Raw genomic sequence first — 18,194 nt, forward strand, 5'->3', positions numbered from 1 at the left:
TCCCTCAAAAACCAGCCCAAGAATAATGCACAACAAAAATCAACCATCTAGAAGGCACATATCAAGTCAACTGGATTTCTCTGTAGCTCCCGCATTAAATTTTACGGCAAGAAAAACCAAAGGAAAATAAGCAATCACAAGACCCAATATTCCATCCAGCCCGAATACACCTACGCATATGGCAATAGGTAGTAACCAAAGAGTATTTATAGTAGCAATAGCAAGAGTAACGGGTAAATGACCTTTAAAATGACGAGATGCATATTGATAAGCGTGACTACGGTGCGCTTCGTAGATATTATCTCCACGAATAAAACGGCGGAGCAGCGTGAACGTCGCATCTACAATAAAAACGCCGAGCAGAATTAGCCAAACCCATATTAGATGAGGGGATACCAATGCTGCCTGAAGAGACAGAATCCCAAGGATCAATCCCAAGAAACCACTGCCTGCATCCCCCATGAAAATACGTGCGGGAGGGAAGTTCCAGTACAGAAACCCTGATACAGCAGCAATTAACAATAAAGGAGTTGAAACGAGCTCGTTTTCTCCACTCAACCAATAAACCAAGCAAGCGCCAATACAAACACTCACTGCCTCAATACTGGCAATCCCGTCAATTCCGTCCATGAAGTTATAGAGATTAAGCAACCAGACAAGATAGACGGCAGCCAATAAATATCCTACCCACCCCAGATCAAGAACAACGCCAAATACATCAACGGAGGGGACCACCTGCAGCCAACACAAGGCCCAACCCGCCCCAGAAAAATGGGCAAGTAATCTCCATCTGGCAGCGATATGCCCATGATCATCAAGGAATCCAACCATGGCAATCAGCGTTCCGGCGCCTACCAAACTTATAACGCTAGGCCAAGCCGCAAAGCCTTCCAAAGCTAGTAGAGGCAGAGCTGCCAGATAACTCACGACAATAGCCACCCCACCACCGCGAGGTGTTGGCAACAAATGAGAACTTCGCTCATTAGGTATGTCGATCAAACTGCGAGCGATAGCATATCTACGTAGAGATCCGGTCAAAAGCAGCGAACAGACGAGAACCGCCACAAAAAAAACAACAATCATGAGTTTCCCCGAAACATTACCAATACCTGATAAAGCTACATCGATGGCCAGGAGTGGTCTTTGATTTTACACGACTAGACAAAAATGGCGAAACCTATACCAGCGACCAATGAGCTAAAAAACATTTTTAGCACTATAGCCTCAAAAAACAACTCACAAAAAATCGATATTCAGAGACTAATACTCCTAAGACAGCCAACTTCAAGATCAAGTAGACCGTCTGCAACGCGTTATCTTACTCGCATAAAACCAAAAAAAGCAGATATTGACTATCTTCAACCATCCTCAAAAAAACAAAAATATGACTAAAAAGATAAAAAACAAACCCCGCCATTAAAACTTGCAAATCCATTAGTAACGACAGAAGCAATTCCACGTAAAAAGCACTTAATTCAAGCTCTACAACTGATTTAATTATTTTCTACGCTTGAACCCATCAACCGTTTTTCTCAATGCCTCGTCAACCCCAATCACCGGTTGCCATCCAAGAACCTTCCTAGTTTTTTCGACATCAACTTGCAAAGAACCAAGAAGACGCTGAGCCTGAGACTTTTTACCAAGAACCTGAAAAATCGCACGTAGTAAAAACGTAGGAACTGGCAGCAACCAAGTATTACGCCCCAAAGCCCTTCCAACACGTTGAAAAAGCTGAGTCGCAGTTAAATCTTCATCATCACTGACAAGAAATACTTGATTAGATGCATCAGGGTGATTCATACAAGTAAAAATCAAATCAACCAAATTATCCAATGCAACAAAACTACGTTTATTCACCAGCCTGCCAAAAGGTAATGGAATTCCGCGATCTAACCAGGAGATCATATTATAAAAGTTAGCTTTTACTCCATCACCATAAACTAAAACAGGCCTGATAATCACAACATCCATTTCTGAATCAGCGGCTATCTCCAGTAAACCCTGTTCCGCCTCAAGCTTCGAGATTCCATAATAATCAGAAGGCGCAGGCTCGTCATCGGCACGAAATGGTCGATCGGAGCTTGTAACTTCACCATTGACCTTGATTGAACTTAAAAAAATAAATCTTTTAACTCCACTCGCCAATGCCTCCCGCGCCAAATTTAATGTCCACTCGGTATTCACCTTACGGTATTCGGACAAAGCATTGGGCGAATACTCATCCATTACATGAACCCTTGCAGCAGCATGGATGACAACATCAACACCAAGCAGCGAGACGTTTTCAGTTTCTAAATTAACGACATCATGTATAGCACATTGCAAAGGAGAACTAGATTTACGAACAGCGGCGGTAACTTTAATATCATTAAGTGAAGCTAAGCGCTGTAAAACTGCCCCTCCGACAAAACCACTTGCCCCAGTTAGAAACACATGCATCATTACCTCATACTCCTAGGCTTACGGAACAACTCATACAGTTTGAAGGGGAGCTTTAAAAGCACCATAAATATATTCGTATACAAACCATTGTTCCTGCAAGCAGTCACTATCTCTAAATTAAGCCTCAAACTACTCTTAAACCCAGAAGTACTAACACCGCCCGAGCGCATACGCACAAGGACTTTATTAATATATAAATACTTCAAACCATGTACATAAAGCTGACGAACGAACATTTCGTAGTCAGCAGCAATTTTGTATTTAAGCGAATAAGCACCAACCTTTTCATATGCAGATTTACGAATAAAAGTAGCAGGATGAGGAGGCATCCAGCCAAAACGCAATCGCCATACAGAAAATCTATTAGCACGATAAAACCGCGTAACTTTCTTTAGGTCGGACGGTTCAACAAAAACAACATCGCCAAAAACAATATCAACTTCTGGTTTTTTATCAAATGCACCAACCACATAAGACAATATGCTTTCACTTTCGTAAAAATCGTCTGAATTCAATATCCCTACGATATCGCCAGTAGCTAAAGCGACACCTTTGTTCATCGCATCGTAGATCCCGTTATCTTTTTCTGTTACAAAAGTACTTATTTTATTTCCGTAAGATTTGACTATATCGATAGTTCCATCATTAGAACCACCATCCACAACTATATATTCAACATCGACATAATCTTGAGACAAAACCGACTCAATAGTATCTTTAATAGTAGAAGAACTATTATAACAAACGGTAACAATAGAGACTTTCAAGCACACCTCTTAGACACGGCCATACAAATCTTCAAACCTTACAATATCATCCTCCCCAAGATAGGAACCAGACTGTACCTCAATCAGCTCTAATGGAATTACACCTGGATTTTCAAGAGTATGCATTTGCCCTATAGGGATATAAGTAGATTGATTTTCTGCAACTAGATAAACTTTATCACCATTAGTAACTTTTGCTGTACCACTAACAACAACCCAATGCTCCGCTCGATGATGATGCATTTGCAATGACAATTTAGCACCAGGATTAACCGTAATACGCTTGACCTGATAGCGAGCACCATTGTCTATAGAATCATAGACACCCCAAGGTCGATATACTTCCCGATGATTCTTATATTCGGAACGACCAGAGGACTTTAGCTTTTCAACAATTTTCTTTACTTCTTGAACATGCTCTTTATGAGCGATCAGAACCGCGTCCTTGGTCTCTACAACGATTAGATTATCGACTCCAACAGTACTAACCAAACGACTTCCAGAATAGATATAGTTATTAGTAGAGCCTTCTACTATTACATCACCACGGCAAATATTTCCCTGAGAATCCTTATCTCCTACATCCCATAATGCGGCCCAAGAACCAATATCACTCCAGCCAGCATCCATTGGCACAACAACTGCATCTTTCGTTTTTTCCATCACCGCATAGTCAATCGACTCATCTGGACATTTTTCAAACTCATCACGTCCCACCCGAGTGAAATTCATGTCCTGCTCCCCCTTGCACAAAGCTTCACGACAAGCGCTCAGGATGTCAGGGCGGAAATGCTCTAGCTCACACAAATAACGGCTGGCACGAAACATGAACATGCCACTATTCCAGAGATAACAGCCACTCTCCAAATACGAGTTAGCCAATTCCTGAGGTGGTTTCTCGACAAATCGAGCCACTTCAAAACCACCACTTTCTAAGCCTGCACCCTTCTGGATGTAACCATAGCCTGTTTCAGGATGAGTAGGGTTAATGCCAAAGGTAACCAACTTTCCATCAATAGCTAATGGCAGTGCTTTATGAATACAGGATTGAAAGGCTACAACATCATTAATTAAATGATCAGCCGCCAAAACAAGCAATATAGGATCTTGACCATTCAAACATTCTTGAATTGCAACTAACGCAACTGCAGGTGCGGTATTCCGACCAGCGGGCTCCAATAGAATATTAAACTTTTCTAGACCTTGTTGCCTTAACTGTTCGGCTGCCAGAAAACGGTGATCTTCATTACAAATCACGCGTGGCGTAGCCGTTTCCAAACCGTTCAAGCGAGCGATAGTCGCTTGCAACATGGACATTTCAGCATCTGCCAAACACAGGAACTGCTTAGGATTTAGCTGGCGGGAGAGCGGCCATAGACGAGAGCCCGAACCACCTGCCATAATTATCGGAACTAACATAGATTTTCTCTTCAACTAAATTAAAATCATAGCAGTAATTTATTTTTCAACAGCAATTTCTAGAATTCTTCGCCCAACAGACTCCCAATCTTTTGGAATCATCTTCAATTGCTCGCTCCAATCGGGCCAATACCCAGTAGATAGCTTTCTATGTAACTCATCAACTGCACATCTCAAAGACTCGACATCATCAACCACAAAATATATAGCCTGATCTCCACACAGGGCTCTGGCGTATTCAAGATCGGGACAAACTATAGGAATGCCAATAAACATCGCTTCAACAAGCGGAAAACCATAGCTTTCATCTTTAGACAAAAACAAAAGAGCATCAGCAAGATTATAAGAGTCTAACATTCTCTGCGACGATAGCCGCCCACAGCAATGAATCCAGGAAATATCCTTAGCAGGGTGAGCCTCTTGCTCAATGGTTAACTCAAGGCTCTCGACTGGCCACTGTGATGCACTATTAGCTTGTATACTATCCAGTAGTTTATGATTTTTATGTGGATAGTCGGCAGCTGGATAAAACAAACGTAACGGAGCATCAGTTGCCACGACTCGTCCCCCACGCACTACTCCTGCGTTAAGAAGCCAGTTAGGTACAGGTTGAGGTACAACATGTACTCGTGCTCTTAACGAAGGATAAGATTTAATAAGAGCATCACGCATTAGCGCTGTCTGGACTATAAATGCTTGTGCATATCTTATGTTAAGAGAAAATATCCACCGAAAAACCAAAAACTTTAGACTTGATTTATTCCAACTAATCTTATCAGGAACTAACAAGTGCGAATTTTGCACAAAAACTGTTTGTTTTGCACTACAACGAATAGGCAGATCCCCCATAACCAAAAGAGGAGTGTCTCCACCAAAGCGTCTACCGAAGAATACACATTCCAAAAAACGAGAAATCGAATTCGGGAGATACCTTCTATAGTAGAATTTATTTATAGAGTTATCATCGACCACATACTCAGAAAGCTCTCCAACACTTGGAAGATAGAGTTCCTTAAGTCTGATACTTTCACATTGCTCAAGTGCTGGTAGCAACGACTTCAGCAATTGCACTGCCCCCAATCCCGCAATATTTGTTAGATGTAAACGAACGCTCTTTACGCTCATAAAAAACTACTCCAAATACCAGGGCGAAGAAACTTCTTTTCGCTTTAAACCCTTTACCTGCATTATAGACAGCATGTAACCTGCAGCAACATCAGGTTGAATTGCGATAGCCGCGACATTTGTAGCAGAGGTTAGCTCTTGAGAGAGCTGTGAGTCCTGTAAAAAAACCTCAAGCGTTTTTTTAAGTGAATGAGGTTCTTGAATATTAAAAATCATACCAGCAGTAAAACGCTCTAAAATAACACTTGCTCCAACTTGATCACTACAAATTACAGGAACGCCAGCGCATATAGCCTCATTCACGACAACTCCCCAGCCATCGTGCCTACTCGGTAGTACCAAAACATCATATCGTGCAATCACTTCTTGAGCGGAGCCAAAAGGAATTACTCCACAGTACCTAACCGTCACACCATCAATATTGTAAAGTCGTGGCTCCCCTGAACCATAGACATCAAGCACAACACGATCACCTAAGCTGCTAACAGCATCTATTAGCAAGTCCAACCCTTTTCTTGCAATCAAGGCTCCCACAAAAACAATTCGAAGTTTTTCATTCTTTGAATATACCCCTGACGGCCCTGGAGAATCAGACTTCAATGAAGGTATAAAATAGCCAAATGGAAATATTTTATCACTAGAGATACCGGCTTTAGTGTATTGAATAATTGCTTTTTTTGATATTGCAAACACCCCTGAAACCCAACGATTAAGCACTAAGGCATAAAGCCTGTAGATATAAGGTCGTGCTCTAGCTTTAATATTTGCAATAGCAAACTTATCTTCAGAAAAATAGCCAAGAGAAATAGGTGAGTATGGTTCGGACACGAGATAAAATTCGACCTTGAACCAAATTGCCAGTAACAAACAGTAAATCATCTTAATACTTTGGAAGGCACTTCCAAATATATGAACATCCCTTTGATGCTCACGCATATGCCTGTAACAATATTGCATCCATTTTTTTTGTGGGATTAATCTTCTATCTATAGACCCGACTTGAGTATCAAGCCAACCTTGAGAACGACGAGTATTATCCTCAAGTGTCAAGACATAAGCTAACAAAGGAGACTTTGCTTGTTGGGAAAGCTCCTCATAAGTATAAGCCTGATGATCAGTCAAAACTGGTTGCCAAGTGATGAAAGAACGGGGTTGAGTCATGATATCTCCCCAGTAATGAAATCAAGGACCGCCTGACCAGCCGACAAAGGTGAACAACGCTCAAGGACAATCAAGCTACCTTTCTCAGCACAACTTCGGCCTAAATCCGTGTCATCGACAACCAGCTTCAATATATCTGCTAGCTCTTTCGGATCATTTGATCCTAAGTATAAGGCACCCTCCCCCAAAACTTTACGGACATCACTGATATCCGTACTTATCACCAATAGCCCAGCTTCCGCAAACTCAATGACCTTTGATGGGAAAGTTGTGTCGGCCATCTCGCCGCCGATAGGTTTCAATGCCAGACCAGCACAGCATCGCTCAAGGATTTCTATATATTCAAGATTAGTTGTACGGCCATGAACCGTAACTTTAGGAAAACCATCTTCTAACGCTAGCTGCTTAAGAGCATCTAACCCTTCACCTTTACCGGTAACTTGAAAGGACAGTTTTTTAACCCAGAGCTCCTCACTTCTACGAAGCATACGAACAGTATCAATTAGTAAATTTACGCCCGTATCCGCGCTAAGAGTTCCCCCCATCAAAACATGACGTTCAGGCTCCAACCATGAAATACACTTAACTTTAGGAGTTGAGACAGAACCATAGTAGCAATGAATAGGTCGAATAGCCGTTCTACTGGCCAAAGCGCTACAAGCAAGAAGGGCCCCATTCGAACAGTACCGATCATAAACCCACACCAAGAAGCGATTCCATCGAACTTTTATTACAGTTTGCTTTGCATTGAAATTTTCACCATCTTCTAAGTCCAAGAAACGTCTATAACCCGTAAAAACAGAAATAAAAAGAAGAGGCAGATAGGCACTCATCCTATTATAAAAAACAACTGACCTTGAGGGACTTTTTGAAAGACGAAACAACATTCCAATCAATGAGAATAGAGAAAGCACTTGAGAAAAAAAACGGATATGAGAGAAAGAAGAATAAATAACAGATATACCATTAACTCTCTTAGCCTTACGGCCGTAATATTTAAGTGCCCCATTAGTACTACCTCGACCCAAGCTCAAAACATAGGGCCTCGCTCCGGCGGTACGCAATGCCTGACACAGCATAAATACTTTACGAGATGCTGCAGGACTGTCGCTACCAATTCCCCTTTCGGTACGAGTTGCATCATCCAATGCATTACAAACTATGAGCACAACTGGTTTTTTCACTGCAATTGCCTCTTTACAATGGAGGGGACACCCGCAACTAATGTATTTTTAGGAACATCGCGAACCACAACAGAACCAGCGGCGATAATGGCCCCATCACCAATTGTCACACCACCAAGAATCAAACTTTTTGCCCCAATCCAACAACCATTGCCTACTAATATTGGACGAGCAATACCCTGACCAGCTCGTCGAGCTTCACCACCAATGGCATGGCTTCCTAAAACAAACTCTACGCCTGGCCCAATATCACAATCAGAACCTAATCTTATTTCAGCTTCTATGTTAGTATGAAAAACAACACCTGGACTCAACCAGGTTCTCTCTGCAATGCTTAAAGAACCTCGACCATATATCCAGCCGCGGCCACAAAACTTCACTCCTCTCGCAAGATTCACACCGGCAATACGCCACAGCAAGTATCGTAGGCCAAAAAAACGAGAAGGAGGTAATATAGAAAGAACTAAATTTATTAAATGCCTCAGCATAATACTCAACTCATCTAAAATGAGCACCTTGGATAATAATACAAAGAAACAAAAAACTGACCACCCCAACTCTCGCTCTGCAAGAATATGCGGTGGTCGAATTACACATAACTAACAGACTGATTGTTAATCAGCTTGAGCGAGCTTTAAGCCCATTTTCTGAAAACCATTCATACGCCTCACGCAACCCTGATCTCAAGTTGATACTTGACTTCCAGCCTAAAAGTTCAATACGTGAAACATCCATTAGCTTTCGAGGAGCCCCATCAGGTTTAGTGGCATCAAATATCACCCTACCTTTAAATCCAGTAACCTGAGAAATTGTCTCTGCCAACTCTCGAATAGTACAGTCTTCGCCAGTTCCAACATTAATGTGTGAGAGCATAGGCTGAGTGTGCCGCTCATAAACATCTCGCGACAGTTCCATAACATAGACTGACGCGCTGGCCATATCGTCGACATGTAGAAACTCACGCTTCGGCGAGCCACTCCCCCAAATAACCACTTCATCCTTATTATACAAAACAGCCTCATGAAAGCGACGAAGTAACGCAGGTATCACATGAGAATTATCTGGATGATAATTATCATTAGGGCCATACAAATTAGTCGGCATTACACTTCTATAGTCTCGACCATATTGACGGTTATAACTTTCACACAACTTGATTCCAGCGATCTTCGCAATCGCATAGGGCTCATTTGTTGGCTCCAACTTCCCCTGCAACAAATCACTTTCAGCCATTGGCTGAGGAGCTGCTACAGGATAAATGCAAGAGGACCCCAAAAAGAGCAATTTCTGCACACCATTCATATGCGCAGAGTTAATCACATTAGTCTGCATTACCAAGTTTTCATAAATGAATTCTGCGGGATAGGTATTATTCGCATGAATACCCCCTACTTTCGCCGCAGCCATGTAAACTTGTTTAATTTTATTTTTAGAAAAAAAAGCTTCAACAGCCCGCTGATCAAGAAGATTTAATTCGTTTCTATCTCGAGTGATTAGATTTTTATAACCCAGACTTTGCAACCGACGCATTATGGCGGAGCCAACCATCCCATTATGACCAGCAATAAATATGCCGTCTTCCTGATAATTAGTCATATCAGTTCTCCAAAGAAACAGGCAGATCGTAACCATGCTTCTTCAGCAGCGCATGCCGTTTGGCTACCTTAAGATCTTCACAGATCATCTCAGCACACATTTCTTGAGCCGTAATTTCTGGAGTCCAGCCTAACTTCACTTTAGCTTTAGTAGGATCACCTAACAATGTTTCCACTTCGGCAGGACGGAAGTAGCGCGGATCGATACGCACAATCACGTCGCCTGGCTTCAACGACGGAGCGCTATCCCCCACGATAGACTCAATGAAGCCTTTTTCTTCTAGGCCACTTCCCTCAAAACGAATTTTTATTCCTAGCTCGGCGGCAGACCATAAAATAAAATCACGAACAGAATATTGCACACCAGTAGCTATTACAAAATCTTCAGGCTTATCTTGCTGAAGCATCATCCATTGCATGCGTACGTAATCTTTGGCATGTCCCCAGTCACGAAGTGCATCCATATTCCCCATATACAAACACTGCTCGAGACCTTGAGCAATATTGGCTAATCCCCGAGTAATTTTTCGAGTAACAAAGGTTTCACCGCGACGTGGTGATTCATGATTAAAAAGAATTCCGTTACAGGCATACATTCCATATGCCTCTCTGTAGTTTACAACAATCCAGTAAGCATATAGTTTTGCAACAGCATATGGGGACCGTGGATAAAATGGAGTTGTTTCACGCTGCGGAACCTCCTGAACTAGCCCATAAAGCTCCGAGGTCGAAGCTTGATAAAAACGGGTTTTTTTCTCCAGCCCCAATAAACGGATTGCCTCTAAGATACGCAGCGTCCCCATTGCATCAACATCCGCAGTATACTCAGGAGACTCGAAACTTACAGCAACATGGGACTGAGCCCCTAAGTTGTAGACTTCATCAGGTTTAACTTCTTGAATGATCCGAGTTAGATTTGAAGAATCAGTTAAATCACCATAATGCAAAATAAAACGCTGATCATCAACATGTGGATCCTGATAAATATGATCTACTCTTTGGGTATTAAAGGAAGAAGCACGACGCTTGATACCGTGGACCTCATAACCCTTTTCCAGCAGAAACTCTGCCAGGTATGATCCGTCCTGCCCTGTAATACCAGTAATCAATGCTTTTTTAGCTGTCATTTCCACTTCCTAAATCTACAGTTCTGATATTGCCAAAAAAAAATCACAAACAAAAAAAAATGTCAATAGAAGATAATTATCCGAAAAAACAAAGAAAGGCATAATGGCGTAACTGAAAGCCCTTGACAGATACGAAGATGAGCCTACACATTTTCATCATCAACAGAATCTCTTCGATTATCAATGCTTGGGTATATACCATGTAACATCATTGTATTTTGATGCCAGTTTTACACTCTGGCAATATCGAAACGTCTAAGAGCGCATACTCATCTAAAAAACAAGCAGAACCCTAGCAATAGGAGCCGTACAATTCCAGCGTTATTTTGCACCGAGGATGGGCAACCTTCATACAAGGATGCTATTAGAGGCTACTGCTGGCCAAATCAACTAGCGATGACCTGACAACTCAAAATATAAAGCATGTGGGCGGGCAATCTAGCAAAAACCACCGAATACTTCGGCAAAAAAATATATCCCCCCCCCAAAAAAAATAGAACTTCTCACGAAGAAGAAATTCATTCTGGCATACTTATCCACTCCAATTTCAAATCAGCACCATCATGCATTTACGGCATCCGAATAAAAAATGAAGACCATTAGATAATATCATCCTCATTGACTCTATCCCTTAATTCCTTACCCGGCTTAAAGTGAGGCACAAACTTCCCATCCAAACTAACAGATTGACCTGTTTTAGGATTACGCCCAACACGCGGAGCACGGTAATGAAGGGAAAAACTACCAAACCCTCGAATCTCTATTCGATCCCCAGTAGCCAGACACTGAGACATTTGCTCAAGCATAGTCTTGATAGCCAACTCGACATCCTTGGATGACAGCAGCCCTTGATGGGTGACAATTCGTTCGATCAACTCCGACTTCGTCATATTTTTCCCTTCTTTTTCAAGCAGCTAGGTCAGTGCTCAAAAGGTTTTAGCATGCTCTGAAGGTTTTGAACAGCCCAAGAACTGCGCAGATAACACAAACTCCTTTTGCCAGTGATAGAGACGCAGAGATGTAAACTCAGGCCTTTCTATCGACACATCACGAGCATCGTACGCGTGAGGTACCCCGCCGGATTCCAGCCGAAGGGAAAATCTCCCTCCTCGTCCTTGGCGTCGCTCGACTTAGTGATGATTTTGTAACCACCAGCCTTACATTCGCTCGCAGCACGCCTGTAGCACTGCCCCCAATCCGCTCCCAAACCTGAACAATCGATCTCAATACCACTGACCCCACGAACAGCATGAGTCTTTACATTGGTCGCACAACCAACCAACAAAAGAACCAAAACAATCATAACCAGCCTGCTCATGCTCTTCCTTATAGCAGCCCCTGCTGCTCGAATGATGCACATCCAAGGCAAAGCCTAGCTCCGAATACGCAGCCGGCCACCTAAGAAAGAGACAGCTCACGGTACGTGTTGGTTTCCCTTGCGGAGAACTCTCAAACTAACGATTTTGGAGCAAAAAAAAGAGCGACCGAAGTCGCCCTTTTTATGGTCTGACAGAACTTAGTTCTGCTTTTCCATCTGTGCACGCAGCAGGTCGCCCAGAGTGGTAGGACCAGCAGCGATATCCGAAGCAGCTGGCTTGTCGCGCAGGCTCTGGATAGCTTCTTTCTCGTCTTCAACGTCTTTCGACTTGATCGAGAGCTGGATTACACGGCTCTTACGGTCAACGCTGATGATCTTGGCTTCAACTTCTTCGCCTTCTTTCAGAACGTTACGCGCATCTTCGATGCGGTCGCGGCTGATTTCGGAGGCTTTCAGAGTAGCTTCGATATCGTTAGCCAGGGTGATGATGGCGCCTTTGGCGTCAACTTCTTTTACAACACCCTTAACGATTGCGCCTTTGTCGTTCTCTTGAACGTACTCGGAGAACGGATCGCTTTCCAGTTGCTTGATACCCAGGGAGATACGCTCGCGCTCTGGGTCAACCGACAGGATAACGGTGTCCAGTTCGTCGCCCTTCTTGAAGCGACGTACGGCTTCTTCGCCCACTTCGTTCCAGGAGATGTCGGACAGGTGAACCAGACCGTCGATGCCGCCGTCCAGACCAATGAAGATACCGAAATCGGTGATCGACTTGATGGTGCCGGAGATCTTATCGCCCTTGTTGAACTGGCCAGAGAAGTCTTCCCACGGGTTGGACTTGCACTGCTTGATGCCGAGGGAGATACGACGACGCTCTTCGTCGATGTCCAGAACCATAACTTCCACTTCGTCGCCGACTTGTACGACTTTCGAAGGGTGGATGTTCTTGTTGGTCCAGTCCATTTCCGAAACGTGCACCAGACCTTCCACGCCTTCTTCCAGCTCAGCGAAACAGCCGTAGTCGGTCAGGTTGGTTACACGAGCGGTAACGCGGGTGCTTTCTGGGTAACGAGCCTTGATAGCAACCCATGGATCTTCGCCCAGTTGCTTCAGGCCCAGGGAAACACGATTGCGCTCGCGATCGTACTTCAGAACCTTGACATCGATCTCGTCGCCAACGTTGACGATTTCGGAAGGATGCTTGATACGCTTCCAAGCCATGTCAGTGATGTGCAGCAGGCCATCGACGCCGCCCAGATCAACGAATGCGCCGTAGTCGGTGAGGTTCTTGACGATACCTTTGACTTGCTGACCTTCCTGCAGGGATTCCAACAGAGCTTCACGCTCAGCGGAGTTCTCGGCTTCGAGGACGCTACGACGGGAAACGACAACGTTGTTGCGTTTCTGGTCGAGTTTGATGACTTTAAACTCGAGCTCTTTGCCTTCCAGGTGCGTAGTGTCGCGCACTGGACGGACGTCAACCAGAGAACCTGGCAGGAACGCACGGATGCCGTTAACGTCGACTGTGAAGCCGCCTTTAACCTTACCGTTGATAACGCCCTTGACCACTTCTTCGGCTGCGAAGGCTGCTTCCAGAACGATCCAGCATTCAGCGCGCTTGGCTTTTTCACGGGAGAGCTTGGTTTCACCGAAACCGTCTTCAACCGAATCCAGAGCAACGTGAACTTCATCACCAACATTGATGGACAGTTCGCCAGCATCGTTGTAGAACTGCTCAAGCGGGATCAGTGCCTCAGACTTCAGACCAGCGTGAACAGTTACCCAACGCGCTTGGTAGTCGATGTCGACGATAACACCGGTGATGATGGAGCCTGCCTGAAGGTTCAGGGTTTTTAGGCTTTCTTCAAAGAGTTCCGCAAAGCTTTCGCTCATTTTAATTCCTGTTGATAAGGGCGAAGAATACGCCCATCTGCCACATCCCAGACAATGTGGGTTACGTTCATATAAAAGAAAGATCGCAGGACTATGACTGGTCCCCCGCGATCCTCCTTGTTCACCCGGCGATATCGCGGATGGCGATCTCACTCAAGATGCGTTGCAACACCTGATCGATGGACAACTCCGTGGAATCCAGCTGCATGGCGTCGGCCGCCGGCTTGAGCGGGGCTACCGCTCGCTGGGTGTCGCGCTCGTCGCGCGCACGTATCTCATCTAGCAGACTCGACAGACTAACACCATCGACTTTTCCCTTCAACTGCAAGTAACGCCGACGGGCACGCTCCTCGGCACTGGCAGTCAGGAAAATCTTCAATGGCGCATCAGGAAACACCACGGTGCCCATGTCGCGACCATCCGCAACCAGGCCCGGCGGCTCTTGGAATGCACGCTGACGCTGTAACAAGGCATCACGCACAGCCGGCAGCGCTGCCACTTGAGACGCCCAGGCTCCAACCTGCTCATTGCGCAGGTCGTCGGTCACATCATCGCCCTCGAGGATGATCCGCTGTGGATGATTTTCAGTGGCGCCGAGAAACTGCACATCCAGATGAGCTGCCAACAACTTCAGCGACTCTTCGTTAGTCAGGTCAACGCCATGATTGCGTGCGGCGAAAGCCAGCAGCCGGTAAAGAGCCCCGGAATCCAGCAGGCACCAACCCAGATGCTTGGCCAGCTTGCCAGCAATGGTGCCTTTACCTGAACCACTTGGCCCATCAATGGTGATCACGGGCGCCTTGATATTCACGACTGAGCCTCTTGCGCGACACGAATCCCCACCTGCGCGCACAACGCAAGAAAGTTCGGGAACGAGGTAGCAACGTTCGCACAGTCGTGGATACGAATCGGCGCATTGGCACGCAACGAAGCAACGCTGAATGCCATGGCGATACGGTGATCACCATGACCGTGCACTTCACCGCCCCCAATCTGGCCACCCTCAATAATGATGCCGTCAGGAGTTGGCTCACACTTGACTCCCAAGGTCAGCAAGCCATCAGCCATTACCTGGATACGATCGGACTCCTTGACCCGCAGCTCTTCCGCACCACGCAGCACAGTACGCCCTTCGGCGCAGGCGGCAGCTACGAATAGCACAGGGAATTCGTCGATCGCCAATGGCACCAACTCTTCAGGAATCTCGATCCCCTTGAGCTTGGCAGCACGCACATGCAAATCGGCAACCGGCTCACCGCCGACTTCGCGCTGGTTTTCCAGACGAATATCAGCGCCCATGAGGCGCAGGATATCTATCACGCCAGTACGGGTCGGGTTGATTCCCACATGCTCCAGCACCAACTCAGAGCCTTCGGCGATGGAAGCAGCTACCAGGAAGAACGCCGCAGAAGAAATGTCTGCCGGGACTTCGATATGAGTTGCCTTGAGCTTACCGCCCGACTCAACCGATGCAGTTGCACCGTCAACACTCACCGGGTAGCCAAAACCACGCAGCATACGCTCAGTATGGTCGCGGGTCGGTGCTGGCTCTGTGACTGTGGTCTTCCCCTCAGCATACAAGCCAGCCAGCAGCAAACAGGACTTAACCTGGGCACTGGCCATTGGCAAGGTGTAAGTCAGCCCTTTGAGCTTGTGACCACCACGAATCACCATTGGCGGGCGACCTTCGGCCGCTGTCTCGATCACCGCACCCATTTCCCGCAGCGGGTTGGCCACGCGATTCATCGGACGCTTGGACAGCGAGGGGTCCCCCGTGAGGGTGCTGTCGAAGCTCTGCGCAGCCAGCAGACCGGAGAGCAGGCGCATCGAAGTGCCGGAGTTACCCAGATAGATCGGGCCCGGCGCTGGCTTCAAGCCATGCAGACCCACACCATGAATAGTCACACGCCCATGGTGCGGACCTTCGATGACCACCCCCATATCGCGGAAGGCCTGCAGCGTCGCCAGAGCATCCTCACCCTCGAGAAACCCCTCGACTTCGGTGGTGCCCTCAGCCAGGGAGCCAAGCATGATCGAACGGTGGGAAATCGATTTGTCGCCCGGTACACGAATCCGCCCAGACAGGCGGCCACCAGGATTTGCCAGGAAAATCAGATCGTTGGAGTTCATAGCGTCCACATAGGCCCGGCGGGCCAGGATTTTACCGAAATGCTCGCGGGCAACCCGGGCGCGAGTGAATACGCCCAACAACTGATGCCCGTCCCCTGCATTGACCGCGTCGCGCAAGGCGTCGAGATCGTTGCGAAATGTATCGAGTGTGCGCAGAACTGCTTCGCGGTTGGCGAGGAAGATGTCGTGCCACATGACCGGGTCGCTGCCGGCGATTCTCGTGAAATCGCGGAACCCGCCCGCAGCGTAACGGAAGATATCGAGATTTTCACTGCGCTTGGCCAGGGAGTCGACCAGACCAAATGCCAGTAAGTGCGGCAGGTGACTGGTCGCTGCCAGAACTTCGTCGTGGCGCTCGACCTGCATGTGCTCGACATCAGCCCCCAACTCACGCCAAAGCTTGTCGACCAGATCCAGCGCGGCAGGATCGGTTTGCTCCAGAGGCGTCAGAATCACCTTGTGACGACGGAACAACTGCGCATTGGAGGCTTCGACGCCGCTCTGCTCGGAGCCGGCAATAGGATGCCCCGGGACGAACCGAGCTGGCATACCCGCAAAGGCCGCCTGCGCCGCACGCACCACATTACCCTTGGCACTGCCAACATCGGTCAGCACCGCCGCCCCCAAATCCATGCCAGCCAACATTGCCAGCAGTTTTTCCATGGCCAGGATCGGTACCGCGAGTTGAATCACATCGGCACCCTGGCAAGCCAGAGCCAAGTCTTCCTCACAGCGATCCACCACCCCCAGCTCAACCGCCAACTGGCGGGACTGCGGATCCAGATCGACACCGACCACTTCGCGACATACACCACTTTCGCGCAACCCCTTGGCAAAGGAGCCACCAATCAACCCCAGGCCGATCACTACCAGGCGACCGATCATAGGCACAGCAGATTGCATTGGAATGACATCAACCACGGGCCAGAACCTTGGCCAAAGCCTCAAGGAAGCGAGTATTTTCCGCAGGCAAGCCAATGGTGACGCGCAAATGGTTCGGCATGCCGTAGTTAGCCACCGGACGCACAATCACACCTTCACGCAACAACCCCTGGAACACTGGCGCAGCTTCACGCCCCAGATCCACGGCGATGAAATTGCCCTTGGAAGGGATCCAGCTCAACCCCAGATCGCGGAAACCCGCCTCCAGCTGCTGCATGCCCGACTCATTCAGTCGACGGCTCTCAGCCAGGTAATCCTCGTCCAGCAAGGCGGCACAGGACGCCGCCAAAGCCAGGCTGTTGACATTGAATGGCTGACGCACCCGATTCAGCACATCCGCCACCACCGGGGTCGAGAGACCATAACCAACCCGCAAGGCCGCCAGACCATAGGCCTTGGAAAAGGTCCGTGACACCAGCAGGTTCGGGTAGGCTGCCAGAAAGTCCAGACCGTCAGGCAGGTCACTGCCTTCGGCATACTCGATATAGGCCTCATCCAGCACTACCAGCACATGGGCAGGCACGTCCTGAAGAAACTCATCCAGCGCCTCGGCACTGAACCATGTCCCTGTCGGGTTGTTCGGATTAGCGATGAACACCACACGGGTCTGCTCATCGATCGCCTGGAGCATGGCCGGCAAATCGTGCCCCCAGTTGTTGGCGGGAATTACTTTTGCCTGGGCACCGACTGCCTGGGTCACGATGGGGTAGACGGCAAACGCGTGTTCACTGAACACGGCATTCAGGCCTGGCGCCAGATAGGCGCGAGCCACCAACTCCAGAATGTCGTTGGAACCGTTACCCAGGGTTACCTGCTGGATCTCCACACCACAGCGCTCGGCCAACAGGGACTTGAGAGCAAAGCCGTTGCCATCAGGGTAACGGGTCAGCTCCGCCAGCTCGTCGCGAATCGCTGCTAGCGCCTTGGGGCTGGCGCCCAGCGGGTTTTCATTACTCGCCAGCTTGACGATGGTGGCCGGATCGATGTCCAGCTCACGAGCCAATTCGTCCACGGGCTTGCCCGGAACGTAAGGCGAAAGTTGTTGCACGCCTGGTTGTGCCAGTGCGAGGAAGTCGCCACTCATTGTTAAA

Annotated in this window: 16 protein-coding genes; all 16 read right to left on the reverse strand. The window is 47.3% G+C overall.

Annotated elements, in window-relative coordinates:
- Positions 1-66: 66 nt before the first annotated feature.
- Positions 67-1,083, reverse strand: coding sequence for an MraY family glycosyltransferase (locus ACMGF8_RS26880; RefSeq protein WP_416757837.1), 1,017 nt, complete (start codon positions 1,081-1,083; stop codon positions 67-69).
- A gap of 414 nt (positions 1,084-1,497) precedes the next feature.
- The gene (locus ACMGF8_RS26885; RefSeq protein WP_207166353.1) at positions 1,498-2,442 is read right to left on the reverse strand and encodes a UDP-glucose 4-epimerase family protein; all 945 of its coding nucleotides are present in this window, start codon (positions 2,440-2,442) and stop codon (positions 1,498-1,500) included.
- On the reverse strand, positions 2,442-3,209 hold the full coding sequence (locus tag ACMGF8_RS26890; RefSeq protein WP_207166354.1) for a glycosyltransferase family 2 protein: 768 nt from the start codon (positions 3,207-3,209) through the stop codon (positions 2,442-2,444). Before ACMGF8_RS26890 ends, ACMGF8_RS26885 begins: the two co-directional genes overlap by 1 nt.
- Positions 3,210-3,218: 9 nt before the next feature.
- Positions 3,219-4,628 carry a mannose-1-phosphate guanylyltransferase/mannose-6-phosphate isomerase gene (locus ACMGF8_RS26895; protein ID WP_102860860.1) on the reverse strand — a complete coding sequence of 470 codons (1,410 nt, stop codon included), beginning with the start codon at positions 4,626-4,628 and terminating at the stop codon, positions 3,219-3,221.
- 39 nt (positions 4,629-4,667) lie between these two features.
- On the reverse strand, positions 4,668-5,753 hold the full coding sequence (locus tag ACMGF8_RS26900; protein ID WP_207166355.1) for a glycosyltransferase: 1,086 nt from the start codon (positions 5,751-5,753) through the stop codon (positions 4,668-4,670).
- A gap of 6 nt (positions 5,754-5,759) precedes the next feature.
- Positions 5,760-6,914: a glycosyltransferase family 4 protein gene (locus ACMGF8_RS26905; RefSeq protein WP_102860858.1), complete on the reverse strand. Its 1,155-nt coding sequence runs from the start codon at positions 6,912-6,914 to the stop codon at positions 5,760-5,762.
- Positions 6,911-8,098, reverse strand: coding sequence for a glycosyltransferase (locus tag ACMGF8_RS26910; RefSeq protein WP_416757841.1), 1,188 nt, complete (start codon positions 8,096-8,098; stop codon positions 6,911-6,913). The genes ACMGF8_RS26905 and ACMGF8_RS26910 overlap by 4 nt, the downstream gene beginning before the upstream one ends.
- Complete coding sequence (locus ACMGF8_RS26915; protein ID WP_242553879.1) at positions 8,095-8,655, reverse strand: DapH/DapD/GlmU-related protein; 561 nt, start codon at positions 8,653-8,655, stop codon at positions 8,095-8,097. Before ACMGF8_RS26915 ends, ACMGF8_RS26910 begins: the two co-directional genes overlap by 4 nt.
- Before the next feature lie 61 nt (positions 8,656-8,716).
- On the reverse strand, positions 8,717-9,694 hold the full coding sequence (gene fcl / locus ACMGF8_RS26920; protein WP_102880473.1) for a GDP-L-fucose synthase: 978 nt from the start codon (positions 9,692-9,694) through the stop codon (positions 8,717-8,719).
- 1 nt (position 9,695) lies between these two features.
- Positions 9,696-10,820 (reverse strand): GDP-mannose 4,6-dehydratase, encoded by a 1,125-nt coding sequence (gene gmd, locus ACMGF8_RS26925; protein ID WP_102860854.1) that lies wholly within the window; start codon positions 10,818-10,820, stop codon positions 9,696-9,698.
- Between the two features lie 599 nt (positions 10,821-11,419).
- Entirely contained in the window at positions 11,420-11,710 is a 291-nt protein-coding gene (gene ihfB / locus ACMGF8_RS26930; RefSeq protein ID WP_102860853.1) for an integration host factor subunit beta, read from the reverse strand.
- Between the two features lie 146 nt (positions 11,711-11,856).
- Positions 11,857-12,138, reverse strand: a complete 282-nt coding sequence (locus ACMGF8_RS26935) for a hypothetical protein (protein ID WP_207166357.1) — start codon at positions 12,136-12,138, stop codon at positions 11,857-11,859.
- A 198-nt stretch (positions 12,139-12,336) separates the two neighbouring features.
- A complete protein-coding gene (rpsA, locus tag ACMGF8_RS26940; RefSeq protein WP_007931318.1) occupies positions 12,337-14,031 on the reverse strand; it encodes a 30S ribosomal protein S1 in 1,695 nt (564 codons plus the stop codon).
- A 121-nt stretch (positions 14,032-14,152) separates the two neighbouring features.
- Positions 14,153-14,842: a (d)CMP kinase gene (gene cmk / locus ACMGF8_RS26945; RefSeq protein ID WP_416757845.1), complete on the reverse strand. Its 690-nt coding sequence runs from the start codon at positions 14,840-14,842 to the stop codon at positions 14,153-14,155.
- The gene (locus ACMGF8_RS26950; protein ID WP_115580652.1) at positions 14,839-17,046 is read right to left on the reverse strand and encodes a bifunctional prephenate dehydrogenase/3-phosphoshikimate 1-carboxyvinyltransferase; all 2,208 of its coding nucleotides are present in this window, start codon (positions 17,044-17,046) and stop codon (positions 14,839-14,841) included. The genes cmk and ACMGF8_RS26950 overlap by 4 nt, the downstream gene beginning before the upstream one ends.
- A 28-nt stretch (positions 17,047-17,074) precedes the next feature.
- Positions 17,075-18,187, reverse strand: a complete 1,113-nt coding sequence (gene hisC, locus ACMGF8_RS26955) for a histidinol-phosphate transaminase (protein ID WP_102860849.1) — start codon at positions 18,185-18,187, stop codon at positions 17,075-17,077.
- Between the last annotated feature and the right edge of the window lie 7 nt (positions 18,188-18,194).

The organism is Pseudomonas sp. BNK-7 (genome assembly GCF_048072025.1).
Lineage (GTDB): Bacteria > Pseudomonadota > Gammaproteobacteria > Pseudomonadales > Pseudomonadaceae > Aquipseudomonas > Aquipseudomonas danubii.

Coding starts and splice junctions, on each gene's coding strand:
- ACMGF8_RS26880 (WP_416757837.1), bottom strand. CDS start 1,083: ATGATTGTTGTTTTTTTTGTGGCGGTTCTCGTCTGTTCGCTGCTTTTG.
- ACMGF8_RS26885 (WP_207166353.1), bottom strand. CDS start 2,442: ATGATGCATGTGTTTCTAACTGGGGCAAGTGGTTTTGTCGGAGGGGCA.
- ACMGF8_RS26895 (WP_102860860.1), bottom strand. CDS start 4,628: ATGTTAGTTCCGATAATTATGGCAGGTGGTTCGGGCTCTCGTCTATGG.
- ACMGF8_RS26900 (WP_207166355.1), bottom strand. CDS start 5,753: ATGAGCGTAAAGAGCGTTCGTTTACATCTAACAAATATTGCGGGATTG.
- ACMGF8_RS26905 (WP_102860858.1), bottom strand. CDS start 6,914: ATGACTCAACCCCGTTCTTTCATCACTTGGCAACCAGTTTTGACTGAT.
- fcl (WP_102880473.1), bottom strand. CDS start 9,694: ATGACTAATTATCAGGAAGACGGCATATTTATTGCTGGTCATAATGGG.
- gmd (WP_102860854.1), bottom strand. CDS start 10,820: ATGACAGCTAAAAAAGCATTGATTACTGGTATTACAGGGCAGGACGGA.
- ihfB (WP_102860853.1), bottom strand. CDS start 11,710: ATGACGAAGTCGGAGTTGATCGAACGAATTGTCACCCATCAAGGGCTG.
- ACMGF8_RS26935 (WP_207166357.1), bottom strand. CDS start 12,138: ATGAGCAGGCTGGTTATGATTGTTTTGGTTCTTTTGTTGGTTGGTTGT.
- rpsA (WP_007931318.1), bottom strand. CDS start 14,031: ATGAGCGAAAGCTTTGCGGAACTCTTTGAAGAAAGCCTAAAAACCCTG.
- ACMGF8_RS26950 (WP_115580652.1), bottom strand. CDS start 17,046: ATGATCGGTCGCCTGGTAGTGATCGGCCTGGGGTTGATTGGTGGCTCC.
- hisC (WP_102860849.1), bottom strand. CDS start 18,187: ATGAGTGGCGACTTCCTCGCACTGGCACAACCAGGCGTGCAACAACTT.